The 25,115-nt window shown below is 65.9% G+C and carries 24 protein-coding genes; 12 read left to right on the forward strand and 12 right to left on the reverse strand.

Annotation, left to right across the window (positions count from 1 at the left end):
* Nucleotides 1-27: 27 nt before the first annotated feature.
* Genes F8197_RS12775 through F8197_RS12795 form a run of 5 tightly spaced genes read right to left on the reverse strand, consistent with a single transcriptional unit; the run spans nt 28 to nt 5,010 of the window.
* Nucleotides 28-948: an HpcH/HpaI aldolase/citrate lyase family protein gene (locus tag F8197_RS12775; RefSeq protein WP_152882201.1), complete on the reverse strand. Its 921-nt coding sequence runs from the start codon at nt 946-948 to the stop codon at nt 28-30.
* On the reverse strand, nt 941-2,023 hold the full coding sequence (locus F8197_RS12780) for a cysteine protease StiP domain-containing protein (protein WP_152882202.1): 1,083 nt from the start codon (nt 2,021-2,023) through the stop codon (nt 941-943). The genes F8197_RS12775 and F8197_RS12780 overlap by 8 nt, the downstream gene beginning before the upstream one ends.
* The gene (locus F8197_RS12785; protein WP_152882203.1) at nt 2,020-2,772 is read right to left on the reverse strand and encodes an HAD family hydrolase; all 753 of its coding nucleotides are present in this window, start codon (nt 2,770-2,772) and stop codon (nt 2,020-2,022) included. The genes F8197_RS12780 and F8197_RS12785 overlap by 4 nt, the downstream gene beginning before the upstream one ends.
* A complete protein-coding gene (locus F8197_RS12790; RefSeq protein ID WP_152882204.1) occupies nt 2,750-3,961 on the reverse strand; it encodes a phosphoribosyltransferase domain-containing protein in 1,212 nt (403 codons plus the stop codon). The genes F8197_RS12785 and F8197_RS12790 overlap by 23 nt, the downstream gene beginning before the upstream one ends.
* On the reverse strand, nt 3,961-5,010 hold the full coding sequence (locus F8197_RS12795) for an ATP-grasp domain-containing protein (RefSeq protein ID WP_373996862.1): 1,050 nt from the start codon (nt 5,008-5,010) through the stop codon (nt 3,961-3,963). The genes F8197_RS12790 and F8197_RS12795 overlap by 1 nt, the downstream gene beginning before the upstream one ends.
* 301 nt (nt 5,011-5,311) lie before the next feature.
* Between F8197_RS12795 and F8197_RS12800 the strand changes: the two genes are divergently transcribed.
* The 7 genes from F8197_RS12800 to F8197_RS12830 are packed head-to-tail and all read left to right on the forward strand — an operon-like array spanning nt 5,312 to nt 11,541.
* Nucleotides 5,312-6,175, forward strand: coding sequence for an STAS domain-containing protein (locus F8197_RS12800; protein WP_056148514.1), 864 nt, complete (start codon nt 5,312-5,314; stop codon nt 6,173-6,175).
* Between the two features lie 7 nt (nt 6,176-6,182).
* A complete protein-coding gene (locus F8197_RS12805; RefSeq protein ID WP_019920657.1) occupies nt 6,183-6,533 on the forward strand; it encodes an STAS domain-containing protein in 351 nt (116 codons plus the stop codon).
* Nucleotides 6,530-7,000: an anti-sigma regulatory factor gene (locus F8197_RS12810; protein ID WP_227012228.1), complete on the forward strand. Its 471-nt coding sequence runs from the start codon at nt 6,530-6,532 to the stop codon at nt 6,998-7,000. The genes F8197_RS12805 and F8197_RS12810 overlap by 4 nt, the downstream gene beginning before the upstream one ends.
* Complete coding sequence (locus F8197_RS12815; RefSeq protein ID WP_152882205.1) at nt 6,988-8,010, forward strand: anti-sigma regulatory factor; 1,023 nt, start codon at nt 6,988-6,990, stop codon at nt 8,008-8,010. The genes F8197_RS12810 and F8197_RS12815 overlap by 13 nt, the downstream gene beginning before the upstream one ends.
* Nucleotides 8,010-9,368: a sensor histidine kinase gene (locus F8197_RS12820; protein WP_152882206.1), complete on the forward strand. Its 1,359-nt coding sequence runs from the start codon at nt 8,010-8,012 to the stop codon at nt 9,366-9,368. Before F8197_RS12815 ends, F8197_RS12820 begins: the two co-directional genes overlap by 1 nt.
* Before the next feature lie 27 nt (nt 9,369-9,395).
* A complete protein-coding gene (locus F8197_RS12825; RefSeq protein ID WP_373996863.1) occupies nt 9,396-11,318 on the forward strand; it encodes a response regulator in 1,923 nt (640 codons plus the stop codon).
* Complete coding sequence (locus F8197_RS12830; protein WP_152882207.1) at nt 11,305-11,541, forward strand: hypothetical protein; 237 nt, start codon at nt 11,305-11,307, stop codon at nt 11,539-11,541. The genes F8197_RS12825 and F8197_RS12830 overlap by 14 nt, the downstream gene beginning before the upstream one ends.
* On the opposite strand, the gene F8197_RS12835 is transcribed toward F8197_RS12830, so the two are convergent.
* Entirely contained in the window at nt 11,538-13,745 is a 2,208-nt protein-coding gene (locus F8197_RS12835) for an ATP-binding protein (protein WP_152882208.1), read from the reverse strand. The two genes, F8197_RS12830 and F8197_RS12835, sit on opposite strands and share 4 nt — an antisense overlap.
* Nucleotides 13,746-13,962: 217 nt before the next feature.
* On the opposite strand from F8197_RS12835, the gene F8197_RS12840 reads away from it, so the two are divergent.
* From F8197_RS12840 to F8197_RS12860, 5 genes are all read left to right on the forward strand, one after another.
* A complete protein-coding gene (locus F8197_RS12840) occupies nt 13,963-16,083 on the forward strand; it encodes a TonB-dependent siderophore receptor (protein WP_152882209.1) in 2,121 nt (706 codons plus the stop codon).
* A gap of 2 nt (nt 16,084-16,085) precedes the next feature.
* Nucleotides 16,086-17,942, forward strand: a complete 1,857-nt coding sequence (locus F8197_RS12845; protein ID WP_152882210.1) for a hypothetical protein — start codon at nt 16,086-16,088, stop codon at nt 17,940-17,942.
* A gap of 94 nt (nt 17,943-18,036) precedes the next feature.
* Complete coding sequence (locus F8197_RS12850) at nt 18,037-18,261, forward strand: hypothetical protein (protein WP_152882211.1); 225 nt, start codon at nt 18,037-18,039, stop codon at nt 18,259-18,261.
* 24 nt (nt 18,262-18,285) lie between these two features.
* A complete protein-coding gene (locus F8197_RS12855) occupies nt 18,286-18,576 on the forward strand; it encodes a hypothetical protein (protein WP_152882212.1) in 291 nt (96 codons plus the stop codon).
* Between the two features lie 24 nt (nt 18,577-18,600).
* A complete protein-coding gene (locus F8197_RS12860; RefSeq protein ID WP_152882213.1) occupies nt 18,601-18,858 on the forward strand; it encodes a hypothetical protein in 258 nt (85 codons plus the stop codon).
* A 3-nt stretch (nt 18,859-18,861) separates the two neighbouring features.
* Here the strand turns inward: F8197_RS12860 and rfaD are convergent, their stop codons facing one another.
* The 6 genes from rfaD to F8197_RS12890 form a co-directional block, all read right to left on the reverse strand.
* Nucleotides 18,862-19,860 (reverse strand): ADP-glyceromanno-heptose 6-epimerase, encoded by a 999-nt coding sequence (gene rfaD, locus F8197_RS12865; protein WP_373996900.1) that lies wholly within the window; start codon nt 19,858-19,860, stop codon nt 18,862-18,864.
* 16 nt (nt 19,861-19,876) lie between these two features.
* Complete coding sequence (gene waaF, locus F8197_RS12870) at nt 19,877-20,932, reverse strand: lipopolysaccharide heptosyltransferase II (protein ID WP_152882215.1); 1,056 nt, start codon at nt 20,930-20,932, stop codon at nt 19,877-19,879.
* A 186-nt stretch (nt 20,933-21,118) separates the two neighbouring features.
* Nucleotides 21,119-22,405, reverse strand: a complete 1,287-nt coding sequence (locus F8197_RS12875) for an MFS transporter (RefSeq protein WP_152882216.1) — start codon at nt 22,403-22,405, stop codon at nt 21,119-21,121.
* Nucleotides 22,402-23,652, reverse strand: a complete 1,251-nt coding sequence (locus tag F8197_RS12880; RefSeq protein ID WP_152882217.1) for an SLC13 family permease — start codon at nt 23,650-23,652, stop codon at nt 22,402-22,404. Before F8197_RS12880 ends, F8197_RS12875 begins: the two co-directional genes overlap by 4 nt.
* Nucleotides 23,642-24,328 carry a hypothetical protein gene (locus tag F8197_RS12885; RefSeq protein ID WP_152882218.1) on the reverse strand — a complete coding sequence of 229 codons (687 nt, stop codon included), beginning with the start codon at nt 24,326-24,328 and terminating at the stop codon, nt 23,642-23,644. Before F8197_RS12885 ends, F8197_RS12880 begins: the two co-directional genes overlap by 11 nt.
* A gap of 18 nt (nt 24,329-24,346) precedes the next feature.
* Entirely contained in the window at nt 24,347-25,090 is a 744-nt protein-coding gene (locus F8197_RS12890; protein ID WP_152882219.1) for a hypothetical protein, read from the reverse strand.
* Between the last annotated feature and the right edge of the window lie 25 nt (nt 25,091-25,115).

Raw genomic sequence — 25,115 nt, forward strand, 5'->3', positions numbered from 1 at the left:
CCTAGCTTCACCTTCTTTGCTATCCTCTCAACTATCCGAATTCGGCGCCAGGCTGTTATCGGGATACGTCCCGAAATGATTGGCCTGCTGCAGCACCGTCTGCGCCCACGCGCGATGCGTGGCCACTTCGCACATCGAATTCCCCATCTTGAATACCGCCGGACTATCTTCGTCCATGATCCGCACCGCCGCCGCCACGTCGATCGGCTGGACCCGGTAATGCATTTCAATCAGCGGCAGCTGGTACGGGTGGATTGCCGTCTTGCCCACCAGGCCGTGCGCCAGGTCTTCCTGCACTTCCATATCGAGCAAGGCATCCTGGTCCAGGTGCTCGAACACGGGCGCCGTCAGGCGGAAGCCGTACGGTGCGAACGTGGTGACCAGGCGCGCGATCACCGATCCCAGCGGGGTGCGGTAAATCGTCATGTTGCGAGGGCGGCGGATGCCCAGCAGCGCCAGTAAATCGTTGCCGCCGATACGCAGCGCCAGGATGCGTCCCACCACGCCCGGCGCGCGCAGCAGGTCGCGGAACGCCACCATCTCGCGCTCGTCGAACACTTCTGCCGTCTCCAGCGTGGGCATCAGCAAGTGCCCGGTCTGGCGCACCAGCTTGAAGTAGGCATCGAAATTGTCGCGCGTGGCTTTCGGGATCACGAAGCCGGTCAGGTGTTCGGAACCCTTCATGGCCAGCACGCGTTCGAGCACTTCGGGATTGCGTACCCTCACGAAGCGGTCGAGCACGCCTACCGGGTCCATGTTTTCCAGCATCACAGACAGGTTGAACAGCGCATAACTGAGCTCGCGGTCGGCCACCGCGTCCTCGGTGCAAAAGATCACCGAACGCAGCTTCGGCAATTTGATGCCGTTGGCAATTTCCAGCAAATCCTTGTGGGTGGTCGGTACGTATAACGACGCGCCCATCGGCTTGTTCACCGTCCAATTAGCCATCCAATGCACTCCTGATAAGGGATACTGCCTGGTAAGGCAGAGATCGATCGATGATGACCGGCACATTTTTTTCCTGTGCCAGCAAGGTCAGGTGACGCACGTCTGCGCTGGCCGGATCGCGGACCAGCAGCAGGCGCGGCACACGGCGCAGCAACACTCGCGTGGCCTCGCCGATGCCCGGCTTGATCAGGTTGACGTCGGCCACGCCGTATTCCTGTTGCAGCCGCGCCAGGCAGGCGCGCGAGGTGGCGGCGGCCGCTGCGCGGTCCAGCGCAGCATGCGGCAAGTCTGCCCCATCCAGCGACAGCGCGGCGGCGGTCACGGCATCGACAAACTGGCGCGAGCGGTCGTGCGGCGCGAACGCTTCGTAATAGACGCACCCGTGCAACTGGTCCGGCGCTCCCACCACGGTGCGGCTCACCAGTCCGGACACGGTGGCATTCAGGATGCTCGACGGGATCAGGTAGTCGGCCTCGCTGGCAGCGCAAGCGGCCGAGCCGGCCAGGTCCGACAGCACGTACAGGCCGCTGTCGATCGCGGTGCCATGTTCGTCATTGAAGCGCGCCACCGAGTGCGCCAGCTCGCGCGAAATCACGCCCTTGCCGGTCCAGCCGTCGATAAACACGATCGATTCGGGTGCGTGGTGTTGCACGATCTGGCGCAGCGCCACGGCGTCGATGCCGCGATCGCGCGCGATCGAGACCGAATAATGCACGGCGCCGCGCCCGAACCGTTGCTCGAGCAGGCGCTTGAGGATCACGCCGACCGGCGTGCCGGCCCGCGCCAGCGACACCACGGTGACGTCCCCTGCACGGCGGGCGGCGATCATGCAGGCCAGCGCCAGGCAATCGCGCGCCATCTGTTTCATATTGGCCGCGCACGCATCCTCGAATACCTGCAAATAACGCTCGGACGGCAGCGATTCGGGCGACAGCATCTCGCTGTAATGCTTGCGGCCGGACTGGATCAGCGCTTCCTTGTCGGCCACGCTGGTGAACTGCTGCGCCGGCAACTGGCGCAGCAAAAACTGCACGTCGCCAGCCTGGTAGCTGCCGGAAAAAGGGGCGCCGGTCATAGCGCCGCCACCGTCAACGCCGCCAGTTGGGTGTTGCTGGGGATGATGGCGTAATCGCAGGCGGCCATGAAACGGGCGTCGGACTTGCTGTCGCCCATGCCCAGGGTCAGAATCTCGCCATGCTCGGCGCGCAGCAGGCGCGTCACATAGGCCACCGCCACCGCCTTGTCGAGCGTGCGCGGCAGTACGGCCAGGTTGTTGCCGTTGCGGTGGACATAAAAACCGCTGCCGGCGCCGGCCAGCCACGGCGCCAGTGCTGCGTGTTCGATAGGCGCCAGGCGCTCGGCCTGCTTGTCCACGTCCTTGATCAAGGTGTAATACGGCACGCCGCCGTCTTCCACCACGCGTGCGCGCGAGGCCAGCCCCTGCTGTTCGCACCAGGCGTTGATGACGGTTGCCGCATGGTTCAGGCCGGGCAGCGCGATCGTCATGTCGGTGCGCATCTGCGCCAGCCATGCAGGGTCGGGCTGGTCGTCGGGTCCAAGGATCAAGCCGCCGAAGTTGAGGATCTTGTAGCTGTTAAAAGGCAGACCGACGCGGCCGAACGCATCGAGGTGGCGCGCGGTGGCCGGGATCAGCGTGGTGGCCGGATCCATCAACGCCAGAAAGGCGCGCTGGCGCGCAGTCGTGTACGAACACACCGACTGGTCCGAATAATAGGCGGCCGGGTGCAGCTCGGCCTGGCTGGCGCATTTGCCCAGGGTACTGAACAGGGTATCGTCCAGGTCAACGAACAGGAATTTCTTCAACCAGTTTCTCCGACTTGAAATGGAACAGGCGCGCGCCCAGCTTGCCAGCGAGCTCGTGCAGCGCTGCCGTGGGCGGCGTTTCGTGGCAGACCAGCACGTGGTCGTACTGACCGGGCGCGACGTTGTAGATGAAATTGGCCACGCCTTCGCCATAGTTGTCGGGGAATGTCACCGCGCTGGCCACCGCCCCCCACACCAGGATCGGTGAGCGGGTGGTCGATTGCACCACCACGTCGGCGCCCATCTCTTCCAGCGCCCGGCCCAGCAGGTAAGCCGGGTGCATGAACTCGCCGGTGCCAAGCACCAGCACGCGCTGACCAGGCTGCACCTGCTCAAACAACCCGGCCGCCAGGGCCGGCGGCAACGCCAGCGCATGGTCCACCGCCAGCCTGCCAAATGCGGCGCTGGCGCCCCGGTCGGCGCTGGCGTCGTAGCGCTGGGCCGGCGCGGCGCCGGTCTCCAGTTGGCCGGCCTCGAACGAGAACGCGCCTTCGAGCGCGGCGTTGTGGGTCACCGGCACGCCGAAGCGGCCCAGCAATTGACTGGTGCCCTGCTCGCCCATGAAATTGGTGATGGTCACAAGGTGCACATGCTCGATGGCGGGCGCCACCACGCGGCAGGCGGCCGCCAGGTTGACAAAGGTATTGCCGGTGCTGGCCTCGTCATCGACCAGCACGATCGACCGCGCCTGGGCAAACTTGGCGGCCAGCGCAGGATCGTCGGGCATGTGCAGGAACTGGCGCGGCGCGTGGCTGTGCGCTTCCTCGAATTCGATCAGCGGGCCGTCGCCCACGCGGTAGCGCGTGGTGTGCAGGAACAGCGCCTCGCGGCCGGCGTCTTCATCGAGCCAGGCCTCGAACACGCCCTGCCCGAGGCCGACTGCGGTCTCGGCCATGGCAATGAACAGCACCGGTCCCGGCAAATCGAGCGGCAAACCGCGCGCCAGCGACTGGTGCAGGCCGCGCATGGCGCTCGGACGCACCGGCCAGTGCTTGCCCAGCACCTTGCTCACGAACAGGAAACCGCGTTTGGCGTTGGCGCGCGCGGCAAAACCCACCAGCGCGTCAAGCGGATAAGCGCCAGCACGCGCGGTGACGGTGAGCTTGCCGGTTGGCAGATCCACCACCCGCAAGTTATCGCCGTCCTGGCCGGCAAAGGCCACGGCCAGGTTTTCAGCCAGCCGCTCCATCACAGCTCCATGGCGATCGACACTTCGGTCACGCGCGCGCCATTGCGCACCGGTGCGATCTCGACCTTGTCGAAACCGCGATCAAAACCGGCCAGCGCGATATACGGCAAATTCGGCCCGGCCGCGCACGCCATGCTGATGCCACCCGACATGCGCGGATTGATTTCCAGCAGGCGCGGCTGATCGCCGGTTTCGCGGAACTGCACGTTGAAGCAGCCGTTCAAACCGTAATGTTCAGACAGCGTGGCGCACGCGGCCAGGATGTCGGCATGCATGTCGACGCGCTGGCCGGTGGCCGACGACGATTGCGGTTTCTTGCGCGGTACCGCAACGACGAGCTTGCCATTGTCGCCCACGCAATCGACGCTGTACTCGCGCCCTTCCAGGTATTCCATGACCAGCATGGTGCGGAACTCGGGCAGCAGCGCCAGACCCGCACGTAAATCGGCCAGGCCGATGGTGTATTGCACGCCGGCGATCAGCAGCTCGGCGCAGCTGCGCTGCTCGTCGATCAGGGCAAAGCCGAGGCCGTAAATCGATTGCGATGGTTTGATACACAGCTTGCTGTAGCGGCCACGCAGCTCGGCGTAGGCGGCATCGAACTCGGCCAGGGTGTGGACGGCGATTGCTTCCGGTGGCGGCGCCTGCGGGCACTGGACCGTGGCGTAAAAACGGGCCTTGTCATGCAATAGTTGCAAGGTGTCGGCAGAACCGGCGGACAGCACGCGCACGCCGATCTCGGCAAAACGCTCGCCGGCTGCCGTAATCAGGCGTGCCTCCTTACCGGTGACAAAGATATCGACCGCGTGCTCGCGGCAGAACGCCAGACACCATTCGACGTATTCGTCACCCTTGAGACCGGCCGGTTCCAGTTCGAACTGGTGCGCAACCTGGCCGGCAGTGGCCGGCGCGACGTGCGAGTAAATCAGGTGGTAACGTTGTTCCCGGTCCGCTTCGCGGATCAGGCTGATGGCGGTATACACCGACGAAAACGCACGATTGAACCACACCCGTTGCACCGACGCTGCCAAAACTGATTCACTGCCCACTTGCACTCCCTATTTTTAATTGTCCACTCCCTTACGGCAAGTTGACGCCGCGCCAACAGTATCCGGTTTGAAATTAAGGGAAACTTAATCTTAGCAGTCTTGTTTGACCTTACGGCGACAAAGCACGCGAATTTGCACGCGCAGCATTTATTTTCCAAATTACATGATTTTACTGATCTATGCCCTAGTCGAAAGATTGAAAAGTGGCTAAGCTTTGAGGTTGCACACGATTGATAAAAACGTAGATTTTGATCAATTGTTATACTTACAGGAAATAAATCTAAAGTTGATTGGGGAATTGATGAGCTCGAACGACACCGCACGCCGCCTTGGCGCCGTCATACAAGAACACGAACAACAGATCCTCGAGGCGTGGATCGGCCATCTCAACAGTCTGTCCTTCCGTAAAGACGCCGCCGTCGCCGATCAACTGCGCCGCCATTGCACGCAACTGCTGGGCTTGCTGCCGGAAGCCACCGTCACTGGCGGCACTGAGAACATCGAAGGCCGCGCCTGGGACGAAGTGCGCAACCTGCTGGCGGAAATCTCCAACCAGCGCGCCAAGCAAGGCTCCACCCCGAGCGAAACCGCCACCTTTGTATTCTCGCTCAAGCAGTCGCTGTTTGCCGCGCTGCGCGAAGCGCTGAGCGCCGAGCCGGCCGTGCTGGCTGACGCGCTGTGGGGCTCCACCACCCTGCTCGATCAATTGGGCCTCTACACGGTGGAAGTGTTCCAGAAGAGCCGCGACCAGATCATCGTGCGCCAGCAGCAGGAACTGCTGGAGCTGTCCACGCCGGTGGTCAAACTGTGGCAGGACGTGCTGGCGCTGCCGCTGATCGGCACGCTCGACAGCGCCCGCACCCAGGTGGTAATGGAAAGCCTGCTGGAAAAAATTGTCGAGACCGGCGCCGCGATTGCCATCATCGACATCACCGGCGTGCCGACTGTCGATACCCTGGTGGCCCAGCACTTGCTGAAGACCATCGCCGCCGCGCGCCTGATGGGCGCCGACTGCATCATTTCCGGTATCCGTCCGCAGATCGCCCAGACCATCGTCCACCTGGGCGTGAACCTGGAAGACGTGATGACCAAGGCCACCCTGGCCGATGCCTTCGAAGTGGCGCTGGCCCGCGTGGGCGCGCGCGTCACCCGTATCGCCGCCTGAGGCCAGCATGGAACGGATCCCCATTCTCCGTATCGGCGACCTGCTGCTGGTGTCGATCCAGGTCGACATGCATGACCGCCTGGCCATGACCCTGCAGGACGATTTGACCGAGCGCATCGTCAGCGACCGCGCCAAGGGCGTGCTGATCGACATTTCGTCGCTGGACCTGGTCGATTCCTTCATCGGCCGCATGATCAGCAATACCGCTGCCATGGCGCGCGTGCTCGATGCCCAGACGGTGCTGGTCGGCATGCAGCCGGCGGTAGCGATCACGCTGGTCGAACTGGGCCTGACCCTGCCCGGCGTGAAGACCGCGCTCAATGTTGAGAAGGGCATGGTCATGCTCGGCAAGCGATGAACGCGCTCGGCGCCGAAGATGCGGTGCGCTTCGCCTCGTCCCTGCTGACCGAGCCGGGTGCGCGCGTGACCAGCGGCACGACCTTGCCATTGCACACCGACGAACACGTGGTGGGCGTGCGCAAGCTGGTGCGCGAGCACGCGCTTGCACTCAAGCTGAGCCTGGTGGAACAGACCAAGCTGGTCACGGCTGCCAGCGAACTGGCGCGCAATACCATCAAGTATGGCGGCGGCGGCATGGTGCTGGCGCAGGTGCTCGACAGCGGCTTGCGCCAGGGGTTGCGGCTGGTGTTCGCCGATGACGGCCCCGGCATCGCGGATATCACCCAGGCGCTGCGCGATGGTTATACCAGCGGTGGCGGCATGGGACTGGGACTGGGCGGGGCCAAGCGCCTCGTCGACGAGTTCGACATAGATTCCCGCAGCGGAGAAGGTACGGCAGTAGCCATTGTTAAATGGAAAAAATAAATCAATCGGTCGAGACTTCCACATGGATCACGATCACCCACGCCAGCGACATCGCCGCTGCCCGCCGCGCCGGCCAGCTGCTGGCCACCAGCGCCCGCTTTGACGAGGTGCGCGCCGGCCAGCTGGCGCTCCTGATCACCGAAGCGGCGACCAATATCCTGAAACATGCCGGCGACGGCACGCTGGTGCTGTCTGCCGTGCACGCCGACGGCATGGACGGCATCGACGTGCTGGCCTACGATTCCGGGCCCGGCATTGGCAACCTGGCGCAAGCGCTGCGCGACGGCAGCTCGAGCGCCGGCACGTCCGGCACCGGCCTGGGCGCCCTGCACCGGCTGTCCGACCAGTTCGACGTGTACGCGCCGCGCGGCAAAGGCGCGGTGTTCTTCATGCGCCTGTGGCACACGCCATCGCCGGCCCGGCAACTGGCCAGCGGCGGCATTTCGCTGCCACTGGCCGGCGAAACCGCCAACGGCGACGCCTGGGCGGTGGCCGGCGCACGCCAGCACACGGCGTTGCTGATGGTCGATGGCCTGGGCCACGGGCCGGAAGCGGCCAAGGCCGCCGCCGCCGCGATTGCCACGGTTGCGCTGCAGCCAAGCCTGCGCCCAACCGAACAGATCCAGGCGTGCCACGCCGCGTTGCGCAACACGCGCGGTGCGGCATTGGCGCTGGGCCTGCTTGACGCGGCCACCAGCCAGTTGCACTTCGCCGGCATCGGCAACATCAGCGCCTGTGTGATCGACGACTCCGGACGCCGTCAACTGGCGTCGTACAACGGCATCGTCGGCCACAACCTGCGCAAGGTGCAGGAATTCACGGTGGAATGCAAACCCGGCGCGCTGGTGATCATGGCCACCGACGGCATTGGCACCCAGTGGGACCTGGACCAGTACCCGGGCCTGGCGGCGTGCGATCCGTCGGTGGTGGCAGCCGTGCTGCTGCGCGACCATGCCCGCCAGCGCGACGACGCCAGTGTGCTGGTCTACCGCGTGCCGAAGGCTGCATAATGCCGCAGACCCGCATCCTGCAAGTAGGCATCGACAGCGAACCGGACGTGGTCGCGGTGCGCCAGCGCGCGCGCCAGATCTCGGCCCTGCTCGGCTTTGGCGCGCAAGACCAGGTCCGCATCGCCACGGCGGTCTCGGAGGTGGCGCGCTGCGCCTCGAGCCGGCTGGCGCGCGGACGCGCGGTGTTCGCGCTTGAATCTTCCGGCACCCAGCAGCAGTTGGTGGTCACCATCCGCGCCGACGGCGACCCGGTACGCGCCACCGAACTGGTGTCCGGCGTGGAAGGCGAATCGCCGCAGTCGCAGCTGAACAACGCGGTCGCCACCGCGCACCGCCTGATGGACGAGTGCAGCGTGCAAGGTTCGCCCGAACATGGTTTACACGTGCTGATGCTCAAAGCCTTGGGGCCGCGCCAGCATATCGACCGCGACCGCCTGCTGCAACTGGGCGGTGAACTCGCTGCCAGTCCCGTGCAAAACACGGTGGCGGAAATGCAACAGCAAAACCGCGAGCTGGCCATGGCGCTGGCCGAACTGCGCGACCGCCAGGAAGACCTGATCTCGCTCACCCACGAGCTGGAAGACACCAATCGCGGCGTGGTGGCGCTGTACGCCGAGGTGGAAGAAAAGGCCGAGCGCCTGCGCAAGGCCGACGAAATGAAATCGCGCTTCCTGTCCAACACCAGCCACGAGCTGCGCACACCGCTGAGCTCGATCCGGGCGCTGTCGAAGCTGCTGCTCGACCGCATGGACGGCGAGTTGACGGTGGAGCAGGAACGGCAGGTGCAGTTCATTGCCACCGCCGCCAGCGACCTGTCGGAACTGGTCAACGATTTGCTCGACCTGGCCAAGATCGAGGCCGGCAAGGTGGAGCTGACGGTGGCGCCGATCGATGTCGCCAACCTGTTCTCTGCCCTGAAGGGCATGCTGCGCCCGCTGTCCCACCACGAGCACGTGGAACTGGTGTTCGTGATGCCGCCGCCGGGCCCGCTACTGTTGTCGGACGAAGGCATGGTCGCGCAAATCCTGCGCAATTTCATCTCCAATGCGCTCAAATTTACCGAGCACGGCCAGATTTGCGTCGAGTTGCGCGCCAACGACAGCCCCGAGCATGTTACCTTTGCAGTCAGCGACACCGGCATCGGCATCAGTTCCGACAACCTGCTGCTGATCTTCGAGGAGTTTTCCCAGATCGAGCATCCGCTGCAACGCCAGGTCAAGGGCACCGGGCTCGGTTTGCCGCTGTGCCGCAAGCTGGCCACGCTGCTGGGTGGGTCGGTGGACGTGGAAAGCACCAGCGGCAAGGGCTCGACGTTTTTCCTGCACCTGCCGCGCGCTGCGCCTGCGCCGGACGCTTAGCATGTTCATTTCTCTGAAAGACCGCTTGTGAGCAATAGTGACATCCTGATCCTCAACGTCGACGACAACGACGGTGCGCGCTATGTCAAGACCCGCATCCTGCAAGGCGCCGGCTTCGAGGTGGCGGAGGCGGCCAACGGCACCGATGCACTGACCATGGCGCGCCGCCTGCTGCCCGCGCTGGTATTGCTCGACGTCAAGCTGCCCGACATCAACGGCATCGAAGTGTGCCGCCAGATCAAGTCCGACGTCGACACCTGCACCATCCTGGTCCTGCAAACCTCGGCCGCGCTCACCGGCCGCGACGACAAGATCCGTGGCCTCGAAGGCGGCGCCGACAATTACCTGGCCGCGCCGATCGAAGCCGACGAACTGATCGCCAACGTCAACGCCCTGCTGCGCCTGCAGCGCACCCAGGCCGACCTGCGCAACAGCGAGGAACGCTTCCGCCAGCTCACCGACAATATCGAAGACGTGTTCTGGATGTTCAGCCTGGACGGCAGCGAACTGCTGTATGTCAGCAATGCCTACGCCACCATGTGGACCCGTCCGGCACAGCTGCTCGAACGCGCGCCTGGCGACTGGCTCGACGCCATCCACGCCGACGACCGCGCCGCCGTTGCCGCGCGCTGGCAACTGGCGGGCGCCGGCGAACCGTTCGACGAGGAATACCGTCTCACCGTGCCTGGCGGCGTACGCTGGGTGCGCGACCGCGCCTTCCTGGTACGCGATGCTGCCGATGTGCCTTACCGCATCGCCCGCATCACCAGCGACATCACCCAGCGCCGCGACATGGAAGACCGGCTGCACGCGGCCGACGACAACAAGAACGATTTCCTGGCCACACTGGCGCACGAACTGCGCAATCCGCTGAGCCCGATCCGCAACGCGGTGGCGCTGATGGGTGAAGTGGCGCCTGCCGACGTGGCGCTGCACCAGAAGGCGCGCCAGATCATCGTGCGCCAGGTGGCGCACCTGTCGCGCCTGGTGGACGACTTGCTGGACGTGGCGCGCATTTCGCAGGGCAAGCTCACTTTGCAATTGCAGCGCACAGAACTGCATGCGGTGGTAGATTCCGCGCTGGAAACCGCGCAGCCGATGCTCGAATCGCGCCAGCACCGGCTGGTGGTGGACGTGCCGCCCGAGCCGTTGTGGATCAACGGCGACCCGGTGCGCCTGGCGCAGGCAATCGGCAACCTGCTGCACAACGCCGCCAAGTTCACCAACCGCGGTGGCGAAGTGCGGCTGCAGGTGGCGCGCCTGGCCGACGCCCGCGTATCGATCTCGGTGCACGACAACGGCATCGGCATCACCTCGTACAACCTGCCGCGCATCTTCAATATGTTCGCGCAGGGCGCCGCCGCCCACGACCGCGTGCACGACGGCCTCGGTATCGGCCTGTCGCTGGTGTCCACGCTGGCGCACATGCACGGCGGCAGCGTTCATGCCAGCAGCCCCGGCATCGATCACGGCAGCACCTTCGAGCTGATCCTGCCGCTGCTCGATGCCGCCGCGACCGCATCGGCCCCGGTGCCGCCCGATACCGCCCATCCAACGCTCGCGCCCGGCATGCGCCGCGTGCTGCTGGTGGACGATAATATCGATTCATCCGAAGTGATGGGCGAACTGCTGGGCGTGATGGGCCACGAGGTATTCCTGGCCAACGACGCCGACCGCGCGCTGGCCCTGGCGCGGGCGCACCGGCCCGACACCATCATCCTCGACATCGGCATGCCCAAGGTGGACGGCTACGCACTGGCGCGCATGCTGCGCGACGACCCGTTATTTGCCCTCACCCGGCTGATCGCCCACACCGGCTACGGTTCCGACCAGGACCGCCAGAAAACCCGTGACGCGGGTTTCGATTTCCACCTGGTCAAGCCAGCCAATTTCGACGAGCTCGAGCGCAGCCTGCGGCCGTCACAGGTTTTAGAACATGAGAAAAAGTGATTTACTGGTCCGCTTCAGCATGCATCGCGGCCTGGCCGCGAGCGAACGCGAAGCGCACACCGATTTGCTGCTGCTGTTCAGCGAGGAATACCCGATTTCCAATTTCGAGAAATGGGATACCCCGCTCGACGAGGAATGGGCCGACAGCTTCTTCCTGCGCTACCGCGACGACCCCGACTGCGACCTGCGCTGGCTGCTGGCGGGGTTGTGGCAGGTGAATTAGGCCGGGGGAGCTGCCGGGGTAGCCGGCAGATGCAGCGTAAAGCGCACATGCGGCGCCTGGTACGTGTACTCGATGGTGCCTCCATGCTCGAGCATGATCTGGCGCGCGATATACAGGCCCAGGCCCATGCCGCCCTTGTTGCGGGCATTGTTGGCCGACAGCCGCTTGAACGGGTTGTACAGCGTGCGCGCGGTCTCTTCGGCGATTTCATCACCGACATTGAGCACATCGAGCGTCACGCCGGCGTCGTCCTGCACCAGCCGCACGTCGATGGTTTCACCGACCTTGCCGTGGTGGTAGGCGTTGCTGATCAGGTTGCTCACCACTTGCGCCACGCGGTCGGCATCCATCGGTACCAGCACTTGCGGCGGGCTGTCCAGGTTGAGCACGATATTCGGCTTGGCGGTGCGGAATTCGTCGGCGAGGTCGGCCAGCATGGGCGCCAGGTCCACCGCCACGACCTCGCCACCGAGGCGCATGCCGCCGTTGATCATGCTCATGTCGAGCACCTGCGAAATCAAACGTTCCATGCGCCCGCTCGACGCCTTGATGCGGCGCCCGGCGGTTTCCTTGGAGCCGCCCAGTTCCAGCACCGTGGCTGCCATGCTGATCGATTGCAGCGGGTTGCGCAGGTCGTGGCCGAGGATGGCAAAGAGCTGGGCGCGGGCGCGGTCGTTCTGTTCGTGGCGGGTGACCGACGCGCGGTTCATTTCGGCCAGTAACTGGCGCGCGATGGACAGGCGCGTGGCTTCCCACGGTTCGGCCTGGTCGAACACGGTTTCACGCCACTCGGCAAACGAGCCACGCGGCGTGAGGCGCGGACCCAGCGGTCCGTGGGCGATTTCCTTGTCGGGCTTGCCGCCCCAGCGCACCAGTTCCACCTGCTCTTCGCGCAGCGCCAGCAGCCAGCCGTTGGCGGCAGCGTCGTAGCGCAAGCCCAGCAGGCCGACCCATTTGCCGCAGCCCTGTTGCTGCCCGGCCGGCCAGTCGCGGCGCGCCGACCGTTCGACCACGTCGGCGTCTTCCAGCTGCATCGATGCCACCGCAGCCTCCACAACTTCTGCCGGCACCGGGCCATGCGCCACCACCCGGCCGCCATGCATGACCACCAGCGCGCCGGCGCCAAGCGAGCCGCAGATCTCGGCTGCGCAAGCGGCAAGGCCCGAAGCAACATCGTCGAAGTGCAGCAGCGATTCCATGACCTGGGTGCGCACCTCGGCCGCGCGCTCGGTGTGCGCCGCGCGTTCGCGCGTTTCGAGCGACTGCACCGAGGCCGCCAGCACTTGCGCCATGACATCGGCCGCCATGCGAATTGCGTACGGCACCCGGCGCGGCGCCATGTGGTGGCAGGCGATCAGGCCCCACAGCTTGCCGTTGATGACGATGGAAATGCTCATCGACGCCTGCACGCCCATGTTGCGCAGGTATTCGACATGGATCGGCGACACGCTGCGCAGCACGCTGTAACTCATGTCGAGCGGCGCCGCGCCGGTGCGGCCTATCATGGGAACCGGGGTATAGCCCATGTCGCCAATCAGGCGCAGGGTGTTGATCACGTACAGGCGACGCGCCTGGGCCGGGATGTCGCTGGCCGGGTAGCGCCGGCCCAGGTACGGGTCGAGCGATTCGGCGCGGGCCTCGGCCGCCACTTCGCCGCTGTCGTCATGGCGGAAGCGGTAGGCCATCACGCGGTCGAAACCGGTGATCAGCCGAATCTGATCGACTGCCGCCTTCAGTAGCGCCGGCACCGACTTCTGGCGCTTGAGGCGCTCGATGGCGGTATGGGCCTTGAGCGCGAACGTGGCCACGCTGTCGGTGGCCAGTTCGCGGCATTCGTATTCGACGATGACCAGGCCCTCGTGGCCATGCACGATGCAATCGAAGGCCTGGGTACCGACCAGGGTTTCCGCCATGGCGGCCGGGGCTTCGCCGCCGTCCATGTCCTCGATGCATTCGTGGATTTTTTCCTGCACTTCGTCCGCCAGGCCGAGGTCGGCCAGGGCCGTGAGCAGCACCATCGGTACCGTCAACTGCAACATGGCGTGGGCGTTGGCGCTCCACGAGACCAGTTCGGCCGCGCTGTTGAACACCAGTATCGCGCCATGCGGCTGGATGCTGCCGGGAATGTGGATTGGCTCGTCGGCGCAGTTGGCCAGCGTGACGGGCGTATCGGCATTGCGGACAGCAAAATCAGGTGTGATCATCGGCTTTCAAGGGCAGTGGAAATTGGCCGTGGATGGGCAAACTCCCCGGTGACGAATTATAGCGCCAGCGCCGCGCCAAGCCGGGCGCAGTACGCATCTAAATACAACGAAAACCGGTTGCATGAAAAATTTTCACGTTTAAATGAAAATCTTTCGAATGACTCAATGTTATCAATGTCGTAAACTGCGCGCCTCATTCCACGCTCACCGCCCTCGCATGAAACATTTGACCCTGACCGCACTGGCCGCCGCCAGCATGACCTTGTGCGCCACCGCCCGCGCCCACCACCCCACCCTGCCCACGGTGGAAGTGGTTGAAAGCCGTCTCACCCCCAATAGCGGCCTCGGCCTCGACGAAGAAAACGGCACCGGTTCGCGCCTGGGCTTGACCGCACGCGAGACCCCGGCCAGCGTCAGCAGCATGAGCAGCGCCGACATGGCCGAGCGGGTGCTGGTGCGCGCCCAGGACGCCGCCGTGCGCATGCCGGGCGTGAGCGAAGCGCCGTCGCCGGGCAATGGCGGCACCAGCCTGTCGGCACGCGGCTTTTCCGGCCATAATTCGGTGGCGCAGATGGTCGATGGCACCCGGCTGGTGGTAGCGGTGGGCACCATCACCTATCCGTTCTCGACGTGGCCGCTGGAATCGGTGCAGGTGCTGCGCGGCCCGGCGTCGGTACTGTACGGCGATGGCGCCATCGGCGCGGCGGTCAATTATGTGACCAAGCAACCGCGTTTCGATCGCTTCGAAGGCGAAGCGTATGCCAGCGCCGGCTCGTGGGATACGGTGCGCGGCGGCGTCGGTGTGCGCGGTCCCATCAACGACATGGTGGCGTACTCGCTGTATGCCGACGCGCAAAAAAGCAATGGCTACCGGGCAGACTCCGGCTACCAGCGCCAGAACATCTCGGGCGCCGTTGCCGTGCGCCCCAACCGCGACCTGAAAGTGACCTTGCTGGTCGATGCCGGCCACAACGACGACGCCCGCTACTTCGGCACGCCGCTGCGTAACGGCAAGCTGGACGACAGCCTGAAACGCCTGAGCTTTAACGTCGATGACGCCCTGGTCAAGTACAACGACCGCGTGTGGCGCGTCAAAGTGGACTACCAGGCCGCGCCCGGTGTGCGCGTGCGCAACGAGAGCTACTACATGACCAGCAAGCGCCACTGGCGCAACGCCGAGAGCTATACCCTCAACCCAACCGGTACGCTGATCAACCGCGACAGCTACCTGGAAATCCTGCACGACCAGCAGCAAGTGGGCAACCGCCTCGACGTCACGCTCGACGGCCAGATCGCCGGCCTGAAAAACCGCTTCGTGGCGGGCGTGGAATGGTATCGCACCAAGCTGTTCCTGACCAACAATTCGCCATACACGGGCAACTCGGTGATCGATCCGTACAACTTCGTGCCCGGCACGTTTGCCGGCGCCAACCCCAGCCGCACGCTGCCGCTGCGCCGCGCCGAGCTGGAATCGACCGCCGTCTTCGCCGAAAACATGCTGGACCTGGCGCCGCACTGGAAACTGGTGGCCGGCCTGCGCCGCGACCGCATGGCGCTCGACAACCACGAACTGCGCACCGGCGTGCGCGCAGCAAAAGACTACACGCCGGTGACCGGCCGCGCCGGCCTGGTGTGGAACCTCGATCCCGCCGTGAGCCTGTACGCCCAGTACGGCACCGCCACCGATCCGCTGAGCGGCGCGCTGGCCCTGCCGAACGGCAGCCCCAGCTTCGACCTCACCAAGGGCAAGCAACTCGAATTCGGCGCCAAGGGCGGCATCGCCGCGCTGCGCGGCGAATGGAGCGCGGCCGTGTATAAAATCGAAAAGAACAACCTGCTCTCGCGCGACCCGGACAACCCGGCCGTGGCATTGCAGATCGGCCAGCAGTCATCGACCGGCATCGAACTGGCATTCGCGGCCGAACCGGTGCGCGGCTGGACCATCGACGCCAACCTGGCCGCGCTGCGCGCCCGCTACGACGACTTCAACGAAGTGGTCGGCGGCGTGCCGGTTTCGCGCGCCGGCAACACGCCCACCGGCGTTCCCGAGCGCACCGCCAACATCTGGACCGGCTACCGCTTCGTGCCGGGCTGGCAAGCGGCGATCGGCGCCCGCTACGTCGGTGAGCGCCAGGCCAATACCGCCAACACGGCCAACCTGCCCGCGTACACGGCGATTGACGCCTCGCTGGCGTGGACCGCGTCGCCCAAGCTGGGCCTGACCCTGTCGGTCAAGAACCTGGCCGACCGCGACTACGCCTTGTCCGGCAGCGCCGGCGTGCGCTGGCTGCTGGCCGACCCGCGCTCGGTACAATTGACAGCCCGCACCACGTTCTGACCATGAAGCAGGCGCTGCTGTTCGTCCACAAGTGGCTGGGAGTGGCGCTGGCCTTGCTGTTCCTGGTGTGGTTTGCCAGTGGCATCGTGCTGTACTTCGTGCCGTTTCCGAGTTTGACACCAGAGGAGCGGCTGGCCGGGTTGCCGCCGCTGGTGCTGGACGACCTGAAGGCCGAACGGCTGACTGGACTACCGGCGCTCGCGTTCGATGACCGACCAGCCGAACAACTGGCCGGGTTGCCGGCCCGGGCGGTGGGCGACGGCGCTGCCGAACGGCGAACCGGCGTTCCGGCCCCGGTGGTGATCGACCAGACTACCAAGCGGCTGAGCGGACTTCCTGCCGTGGCGGTGATCGACCAGACTACCAAACGGCTGAGCGGACTTCCTGTCGTGGCGCCGGGCGATCGAACGGCCGAACGGCTCGCCGCACCGCCGGCCACCGCAGTGGACAATCGCTGTTGCCTGACGGCGTCAGCAGCAGCCGCCCGCGCCCGCGTTACAGCCGCCGATGCCCGGCTCGGCATGCATGCGGGGGCGCCGGTCTGGCGCCTGCTGCGCACCGCCCCCGATAAACGCTGGATCGCGGTCGATGCCCGCACCGGCGCCGTCCTGCCCAACCTGAACACGGCGCAGGCGCTGGCCGTGGCCGAAGCCTTCAGCGGTCGCCGCGCGGTCCATGCCGAAGCGCTGGAGCGCGACCAGTGGACCGTGGCGCAAGGTTTCAATCCTTACCGGCCGCTGGTTCGGGTGGAGCTCGACGGCGACGATGGACTGGAGTTGTACGTATCCCCCGGCGCGGCCGAAGTGGTAGGCGAAACCCGCCGCGCCGAGCGCGCCTGGAACTGGGTCGGCGCAATTCCCCACTGGATCTATTTCACCGAACTGCGGCGCTGGCCCGAGCGCTGGCACCATGTCGTGGTATGGCTATCACTGCCCGGCGTGCTGCTGGCGGCCACCGGTTTGATCATCGGCGTGTGGCAACTGTTCCTCAACCGTTCGCGCTGGATACCGTACCGGATCTTCTGGATGCGCTGGCACCATATCCTCGGGCTGGCGGTTGGCGTGGTCACGCTGACATGGATTTTTTCGGGCCTGATGTCGATGAATCCGTTCAGCGTCTTCTCGCCACGCGGCGCCACGGCGGACGAACAGCGGCGCTGGTCAGGTCAGGAAGTGGCCGCACAATTGTCGCCGGCGGCAGCGGTGCGGCTGGCGGCGCCGCTGGCCGTGCGCGAACTGGAAACGCTGCGCTTCAATGGCCAGGCGTGGTATCGATTGAGGGGGGTGGATGGTTCGGTGCTCGTGCGTGCAGATGGTGTCGCTACTGTCGGCAGCGTCGTTGCTGCCAGTCATAACATTGCGACCGATGGAGCCGCTGCTGCCAGCGGCATCACTGCGGCCGACGATGTCGATGGAACTGCGGCTACGGCCAGTCACGCTGCCGCCATCGCCGCCCTGCCCGATGCCGACATCAGCGCCGCACTGGGACGCCTGCGTGCCGAAGCACCGGTAACGCTGTCGCGTCTGACCGCGTACGACGAACTCTACTACGCACGCGGCAATCAACCTGCCAACCGCCAGAACCGGCCGCTGCCCGTGTGGCGCGCAGCCTGGGCCGATGGCGTGGTGGCCTATGCCGATCCGGCCTCCGCCCGCATCGTGCTGCGCGCCGATAATTCCAACCGCTGGCAGCGTCTGCTGTACAACGGCCTGCACAGCTTCGACTTCGCCCCGCTGCTGGCGCGGCCGTGGTTGCGCGACAGCCTGGTCGTGTTGTTATCGCTGCTGGGGGTGGCGATGAGCGTGACCGCCTGCGTGGTGGCTTGGCGAGTATTCGTGCCGCCGAAGCGTCGCCGCTAAAACCGCATTTCTGCCGACTGGCGCCTGTGCCGCTTGACGGCTTACGCAGAGGCTCCTAGGATCACCGTAAGGTATTCATCGACAGGAGCCCAAAATGGAAGACCGCGTTACGAAGCTCGAATCGGAAATGGCGGCGATCAAGCTCGACCTTGGCATCCTCAAGGCGACGGTTGCCACCAAAGCCGACTTGGCCGAGGCCATCGCCGGCACCCGGACGTCCATCGCCGACGCCAAGAGCACCATCATCATGTGGACCGTCGGCGCCATTTTCCTGGCGCAAGTGTTGTCCGGCCTGCTGAGCAAGCTGGGGCTGCAATAATCGCGAAGCAAACAGGAGTGCGACATGGAACACCGCGTCACAAAACTCGAATCGGAAATGGAAGCAATCAAGCTCGACCTTGGCATCCTCAAGGCGACGGTTGCCACCAAGGCGGACCTGGCCGAAGTCAAAGCCGAGACCAAGGCAGCGGTCGCCGAAGTCAAAGCAGAGACCAAGGCAGCGGTCGCCGAGGTCAAGGCCGACACCAAGGCCGCCATCGCCGAAGCGAAAAACGCCATCATCGTCTGGGTGGTCGGCAGCGTTTTCCTGGCGCAGTTGCTGCCCGGCTTGCTCAGGAAGCTGGGGCTGCAATAATCGCGAAGCAAACAGGAGTGCGACATGGAGCACCGCGTCACAAAACTCGAATCGGAAATGGAAGCAATCAAGCTCGACCTTGGCATCCTCAAGGCGACGGTGGCCACCAAGGCGGACCTGGCCGAAGTCAAAGCAGAGACCAAGGCAGCGGTCGCCGAGGTCAAGGCCGACACCAAGGCCGCCATCGCCGAAGCGAAAAACGCCATCATCGTCTGGGTGGTCGGCAGCGTTTTCCTGGCGCAGTTGCTGCCCGGCTTGCTCAGGAAGCTGGGGCTGCAATAGCAATTACTTGTGGTTGGCCTTCAACCACGAGATATACGCGGTCACCCCGGCACTCACATCATAAAACGGCTTGTCGTAGCCAATCGCCCGAAGCTTGGCGATGTTGGCCTGGGTGAAGCTCTGGTACTTGCCCTTGAGCTTGTCCGGGAACGCCACGTACTCCAGCAATTTCTGCTCGACGATGGCATCCAGTGTCAGGGCGCCGGCTTCGGGTTTCAGGTTGTTCACCACCGCCACCGCGATATCGTTGAACGGCTGCGCACGACCGGTGCCCAGGTTGAAGATGCCGCTCTTGCCCGGGTTATCGAGGAAGAACAGGTTGACGCTGACCACGTCGTCGATATAGACGAAGTCGCGGGTCTGGGTGCCGGCGGCGTAGCCGTCGTATTCGCCGAACAATTTCACCTGGCCATCTGCAAGGAACTGGCGGTACTGGTGCAACGGCACCGAGGCCATATTCCCCTTGTGGAATTCGCGCGGGCCATAGACGTTGAAGTAGCGCAGGCCGACCACTTGCGCGCCACGGTCGCCATTGGTTTTCCAGTAGTTGCGCACGTACTGGTCGAACAGGAATTTCGAGTAACCGTACACATTCAACGGCCGCTCGCCCGAACGCTCTTCCGTAAAGCCTTCCTCGGCGCCATACACGGCTGCCGACGACGCATAGATGAACGGGATTTTTTCCTTCTGGCAGAAGTGGAACAACGACACGCTGTAACGGAAGTTATTGCGCATCATGTACTCGCCATCCATTTCCATGGTGTCGGAGCACGCGCCTTCGTGGAACACGGCCGAGAACTTGCCGGCGAATTCGCCGCGCTCGAGGCGTTCGATGAACTCTTCCTTGCCCATGTAATCGACCACCTCGGCATCGACGACATTGTGGAATTTCTCCGGGCGCTTCAGATTATCGACCACGAAGATCGCCTCGCCGCGCTGGCTCAGCGCGTGAACGATGTTACTACCAATAAAACCCGCACCGCCGGTCACCAAAATCATGATCTGTCCTGTTCTAAAATTAAAGGGCTGCCGGCCGCGCCGGCAGCATGGCGCGCAGCGGCGCCCATGCCAGGTCCACCGTCAGCTTGTGCATGCAAGCCTGGTGGCCCAGCGGACACACGCGCTGCTGGCACGGGGCGCACTCGAGGTGCAGCCACAGTATCTTGGCGATGTCCGACAACGGTGGAGTATGCCTCGGATCGGTCGGACCGTACAGCGCCACCACCGGCCGGTTCAACGCGGCGGCAATGTGCATCAGGCCGGAATCGTTGGTCACCAGCGCCGCCGCGCTGCCGAGGATGGCGAGCGCATCGGATAACGACGTCACGCCGGCCAGGCTGCGCACGCCGGGCGCGGCGGCGACGATCTCGTCGCACACCTCGGCATCCTTGGCCGACCCCATCAGCACGATGGTGATCTCGGGACGGGACTGCTGCAACAGCCGCGCCAGCCCGGCAAAATACCCGCTGGGCCAGCGCTTGGCGGGACCGAACTCGGCGCCCGGCGCGAACGCCACGATGGTGGTGCCGGGCGCGATGCCCACCCGGCCCAGCGCGGCGGCCTTGTCTTCATCGCTGATGGTCAGCACCGGGAACGGTACGTCCTGCGGCGGGGTCTTTGAGACCGGGCCGGCCAGCGCCGCGTAGAACGGCAGCATCGGGCGTTTGTGCCTGGGATCGTCGTGGTGCATCACGTTGATCAGGCCGTAGCGCATCTCGCCCTTGTAGCCGATCCGCTTCGGAATCTTGGCCATCCATGGAATCAGGGCGAATTTCAGGGTGTTGGGCAGAATATAGGCTTCGTCGTAGCCGCGTTCGCGCAGCATGCGCGCGTATTCGCGGCGTTCGGCCCATTGCAGCTTGCCGTGCTTGAACGGCGTTTCCAGCACCTCGCTGACTTCGGCGGCAGCGCGCCACACGGGCGCCACCCAGGCCGGGGCCAGCACGTCGATGCGGCGCTGCGGATTGGCGTCCTTCAGAGCGCGCAACAGCGGTTGCGCCATGACGGCGTCGCCGATCCAGTTGGGCGAGATCACCAGCGTGCGCACGGCACGCGTATCGATTGATTTTTCCATAATTTCCAGTGAGACCGGCCGGTTGCTGCGGCGCGCTGGGCGCTGCCGAGCCGGCAAACCGGAATTATAGCGCCAAGGCGCCCGCGCGGCAGGCCGGGCCAGGCGTGAACCTGGCCGGTTGAGCTTGGCACTGGCCGTGCATTGCGACGGTCAGCACAAGATGGCCGGCGCTGCCCGCCACTGCGGCTAAGGCGCCAAGCCGCACGACGCTGACGATTTCGCCCTGGCGCCAGCCAGCGCCGGCAACAAGGCCGCCAGCGCCAGCAGCGCGAAACTGCCATGCAGCAAATAGGTAACCGGATAGCCGTAATGCGCCACCAGGTAGCCAGCCACCACGTTGCTCGAAGCCGCCCCCACGCCCTGCACCACCATCACCGCCGCCAGTGCCATATTGAAATGGCCGCTGCCGCGCGTCAGGCGCTCCACCAGGAACGGCGTCAGGATGCCGAGCAAGCCCACGCCGAGGCCGTCGAGCAACTGCACCGGGTAAATCATGGCGAAATCGGAAAAGCTCCACGCCAGCACCCCGCGCAGCGGCAAACTCAGCACCGCCAGCACGGCGGCGGCGCGCACCCAGTCACGCCGGATGATGCGCTGCGCTGCCAGCGCCGCCGCCAGGGCGGACAGCTGCGACACCATGGTAATCACCGCCGTGGTCTCGAACGGGCGCTGCATCTGCAAGGCGAACTGCTGGGCGATCAGCCGCGCCAGCGGCGCGTTACCGAAGTGGAACAGCAGCAAGGCCACGCTCAGGAGCAGCAACGATCGGTTGGTGGCCAGCACGCGCCACGACGGCGTTGCCGCCTGCGCTGGTACTCCGCTCGCCTCCTTTACCGCAGTGGGACCGGCCGGCGCCAATCCGCGCGCAGCGGCATGGTCGATGCTGACCGGGGCGATGGCCAGCGTGGCCATGATGGCCGCCATGGTCGTCACCAGCATCAGCCCGGCCACGCCGGGCAGGCCGAGCCAGGCGCTGGCGCCCCAGGTGGCACCGAGCAGCACCACGTTGCCGGCATGATTCCAGGCCTCGTTCCTGCCCAACTGGCGGCCGAAGTGTTTGGGACCCACCACACCCAGCGTGATGCTTGTGAGCGCCGGCGCGATCAGCACGCCGGCCAGCGCGGCCAGCGCTTGTGTCACGAACACCAAGCCTTTCTGCGGCCAGGCGATGCACAGGAAACTCATGGCTGTAATCACGGCGATCGGCACCACGATCATCATGCGCTTGTTGCGGGTGCGGTCGGCAAAGGCGCCGGCCGGCACCCCGGCCGCGAGGCCGATGGCGCCGCCAATGGTGGCCAGCATGCCCAGGTCCAGCGGCTGCCACCCCTTGGTGGTCAAAAAAGCGTCGAGGAACGGACCGAGGCCGTCGCGCGCATCGGCCAGGAAAAAGTTGAGCAGCGCCAGTGCCCACAGGGTGGCGGCAGTCGGGCCCGCAGGCTTGGCGCCGATAACGGCCGGTACCGCGCTCATGCCGCCACCTGCAACAGCAGCAGCGCGGCCAGCAGGCTGGCCGGCATCACCAGCACGCCAAGCTTGAGGAAGCGCCACGCGCTGAACTGCACGCCCTCGCGCCGTAGCGCAGTCAGCCACAGGATGGTGGCCAGCGAACCGCTCACCGACAGGTTCGGGCCGAGATCGATGCCGATCAGGGCGGCAGCGCGCAGCAACGGATCGGCCGCCACGTGGTCCAGCGTGGCCGCGCCCAGCAGGCCGGCCGGCAGGTTGTTGAACAGGTTGCAGGCCAGGGCCAGCACGGCGCCGGCAATGCCATCGGCCATGACCGGTTCAGCCGCCTGCAGGCGCTGCAATTGCGCCGCCAGTGCGGTCACCACGCCGTGTGCCTGCAACGCCTCGATCAGCACGAACAGGCCGGCCACCATCAGCAGCACATCCCACGACAGCGCCCGCACGGCGGCCAGCGGCGACACCCGCGCGGCCACGCTGGCCAGCAGCAGCGCCACCAGTCCGGCCGCCAGCGTGACCGGCCCCAGCGGCAAGCGCAGCGCCGAGGCCGCCCCCAGCAGCAGCGCCGTACCGGCAAGCGCGCCAAGCGTGACGCGGCCGCCGGTGGACAAGGCCGGCACCGCGATTGCGCGGCGGATGACCTGCGGCAGCCCGGCACGCAGCCGGTAATACAGGATCGCGTACGTGACCACGATGGCGCCCAGCGACGGCAACAGGAACAACGCGAGCCAGTCGGCCAGGCCCGGCATGTGCTCGCCGAACACGACCAGGTTGGCGGGGTTGGACACGGGCAGCACGAAGCTGCCCGCGTTGGCGACAAAGGCGCAGATCAGCAGGTACGGCACCGGCGGCGCATCGACCGCGCGCGCCACTGCGTACACGGCAGGCGTGAGCACCACGGCCGTGGCGTCGTTCGACAGCAGCACCGTCACCACCGTGCCCGCCAGGTACACCAGCAGGAACAGCCGGTGACCGGAGCCGTCGGCTGCGCGCGCCGCGTGGGCGGCCAGCCAGTCGAACACGCCGTGGCGCCGGCCCAGTTCGGCCAGCAGCATCATCCCTGCCAGGAACAGATAAACATCGGCGCCGCGCGCCACGCCGGCCACGGTGTGCGCCATGTCGATCAAACCGAAGATCAGCAGCGCGGCCACGGCCAGCGCCGCCCACACGGCCTCGGGCAGGCGCCACGGGCGCACCACGATGCCTAGCATGGTGATGGCGGTGATCGCCCACAAGATGGTGTTACTCGACATGATTGGAATTGGTTGGATTGTCAGTTTTGCCGGCCGCAGCGGAAATCGCTTCGATGGACAGGCCAGCCGCGCTGCGCGTACCGATGCCGGCCGCCGCGAACGGCAGACCCGGCGCCAGCGCAAAGCCGACCAGGTCGGGCCGGAAATAGATAATGGCGCCATCGGCAAGGATGACGCCGTTGGCCTCCCCGCGCGGGCCGTACAAGACGACATCGATCGTGCCTTGCACTGCGTACTGCTGCAACGGTGGACGCGACGGCGGCGCTGGTGGCCGGGGCGGACTTTCACCCTGCTCGTCCACCGCGCCACCGGTCGCCAGGTTGACCAGCGCCTGCGCGCGCAAGGCGCCACCGCTGGCCGGTAGCCCGATCGCACGCACGCGGTCACCCACGGCGACGACACCGGTCAGCCGCACGGCCAGGTACGGCGGCAGCAGCACCACCGTGCCGTCAGCGAAACGCAGGCCGTTCGGCTCGCCGTAAGGCGTGACCAGCAGGCGCTGCACCTGGCCTTCGATGACCGCCAGCGCCGCCTTGCCTGGCAGCGTCGGCGGGATCGGCCTCATCGGCTGCATCGGCGGTCCCGGCGGTCCCGGCGGCGCGGCGCTGGCGACGGCGACAACGCCGCCGAGCATGGCCGTCAGCAAGGCGGCAGACAGGCGCCTATCCAGTTGCATCGGTCGCGTCCCGCCCGGTTAGAGCTGGCCGCCAACTGGCGGCGCCGGTGGCTGCTGCATGCCGGCGCCTGCAGGCGGTGGTGGCAGCGCACCACCGCCAGCTAGCGGAGGCGGCGGCATACCGGCACCGGCTGGTGGTGGTGGTGGCGCACCGGTATCGGCTGGTGGTGGCGGCGTACCGGCATCCGCTGGTGGTGGCGGCGGCGTACCCGCACCTGCTGGCGGAGGTGGTGGCAGCGTACCCGCTCGTGCTGGAGCTGACGGCGGCACGCCTGCTCGAGCCGGAGTGGGCGGTGACATGCCTGCTCCAGGGGGAGGGGGCGGTGGTGGCGCACCGACGCCGCCGGCTGGTGGCGGGGGCGGCGCACCGGCGCCAGTTGGTGGAGGGGGCGGCGCGCCGGTGCCAGCTGGTGGAGGGAGCGGTGTACCGGCACCGACTGCTGGAGGGAGCGGCGTACCGGCACCGACTGGTGGAGGGAGCGGCGTACCGGCACCGACTGGTGGAGGTGGCGGCACGCCGGCTCCTGCCGGTGGCGGCGTCACGCCATCACGCGGCGGCGCCGGTGGTCGCACGCCCTGGCCTGGCTGGGCAGGCGGTTTGGCACGACGCGCGCCGGCTGCTGGTGGCGGTGGCGGCGTGTCGGCCTGGGCCAGCAATGGCGCTGCCGGCGGCTGCGGTGGCTGCGGTGCAGCCATGGCGGCGGCGGTGGCAACGGACAGTGCGGCGGCCAGCATGGCGGGTTTCAGTTTCAGGACTTTCATGGTTCTCTCCTTGTTTCATTAAAAG

Origin of the sequence: Duganella sp. FT27W, assembly GCF_009295655.1 — a bacterium.
Lineage (GTDB): Bacteria > Pseudomonadota > Gammaproteobacteria > Burkholderiales > Burkholderiaceae_D > Rugamonas > Rugamonas zoogloeoides.

Coding starts and splice junctions, on each gene's coding strand:
- F8197_RS12775 (WP_152882201.1), bottom strand. CDS start 948: ATGGCTAATTGGACGGTGAACAAGCCGATGGGCGCGTCGTTATACGTA.
- F8197_RS12780 (WP_152882202.1), bottom strand. CDS start 2,023: ATGACCGGCGCCCCTTTTTCCGGCAGCTACCAGGCTGGCGACGTGCAG.
- F8197_RS12790 (WP_152882204.1), bottom strand. CDS start 3,961: ATGGAGCGGCTGGCTGAAAACCTGGCCGTGGCCTTTGCCGGCCAGGAC.
- F8197_RS12800 (WP_056148514.1), top strand. CDS start 5,312: ATGAGCTCGAACGACACCGCACGCCGCCTTGGCGCCGTCATACAAGAA.
- F8197_RS12805 (WP_019920657.1), top strand. CDS start 6,183: ATGGAACGGATCCCCATTCTCCGTATCGGCGACCTGCTGCTGGTGTCG.
- F8197_RS12810 (WP_227012228.1), top strand. CDS start 6,530: ATGAACGCGCTCGGCGCCGAAGATGCGGTGCGCTTCGCCTCGTCCCTG.
- F8197_RS12815 (WP_152882205.1), top strand. CDS start 6,988: ATGGAAAAAATAAATCAATCGGTCGAGACTTCCACATGGATCACGATC.
- F8197_RS12820 (WP_152882206.1), top strand. CDS start 8,010: ATGCCGCAGACCCGCATCCTGCAAGTAGGCATCGACAGCGAACCGGAC.
- F8197_RS12830 (WP_152882207.1), top strand. CDS start 11,305: ATGAGAAAAAGTGATTTACTGGTCCGCTTCAGCATGCATCGCGGCCTG.
- F8197_RS12835 (WP_152882208.1), bottom strand. CDS start 13,745: ATGATCACACCTGATTTTGCTGTCCGCAATGCCGATACGCCCGTCACG.
- F8197_RS12840 (WP_152882209.1), top strand. CDS start 13,963: ATGAAACATTTGACCCTGACCGCACTGGCCGCCGCCAGCATGACCTTG.
- F8197_RS12845 (WP_152882210.1), top strand. CDS start 16,086: ATGAAGCAGGCGCTGCTGTTCGTCCACAAGTGGCTGGGAGTGGCGCTG.
- F8197_RS12850 (WP_152882211.1), top strand. CDS start 18,037: ATGGAAGACCGCGTTACGAAGCTCGAATCGGAAATGGCGGCGATCAAG.
- F8197_RS12855 (WP_152882212.1), top strand. CDS start 18,286: ATGGAACACCGCGTCACAAAACTCGAATCGGAAATGGAAGCAATCAAG.
- F8197_RS12860 (WP_152882213.1), top strand. CDS start 18,601: ATGGAGCACCGCGTCACAAAACTCGAATCGGAAATGGAAGCAATCAAG.
- waaF (WP_152882215.1), bottom strand. CDS start 20,932: ATGGAAAAATCAATCGATACGCGTGCCGTGCGCACGCTGGTGATCTCG.
- F8197_RS12875 (WP_152882216.1), bottom strand. CDS start 22,405: ATGAGCGCGGTACCGGCCGTTATCGGCGCCAAGCCTGCGGGCCCGACT.
- F8197_RS12880 (WP_152882217.1), bottom strand. CDS start 23,652: ATGTCGAGTAACACCATCTTGTGGGCGATCACCGCCATCACCATGCTA.
- F8197_RS12885 (WP_152882218.1), bottom strand. CDS start 24,328: ATGCAACTGGATAGGCGCCTGTCTGCCGCCTTGCTGACGGCCATGCTC.
- F8197_RS12890 (WP_152882219.1), bottom strand. CDS start 25,090: ATGAAAGTCCTGAAACTGAAACCCGCCATGCTGGCCGCCGCACTGTCC.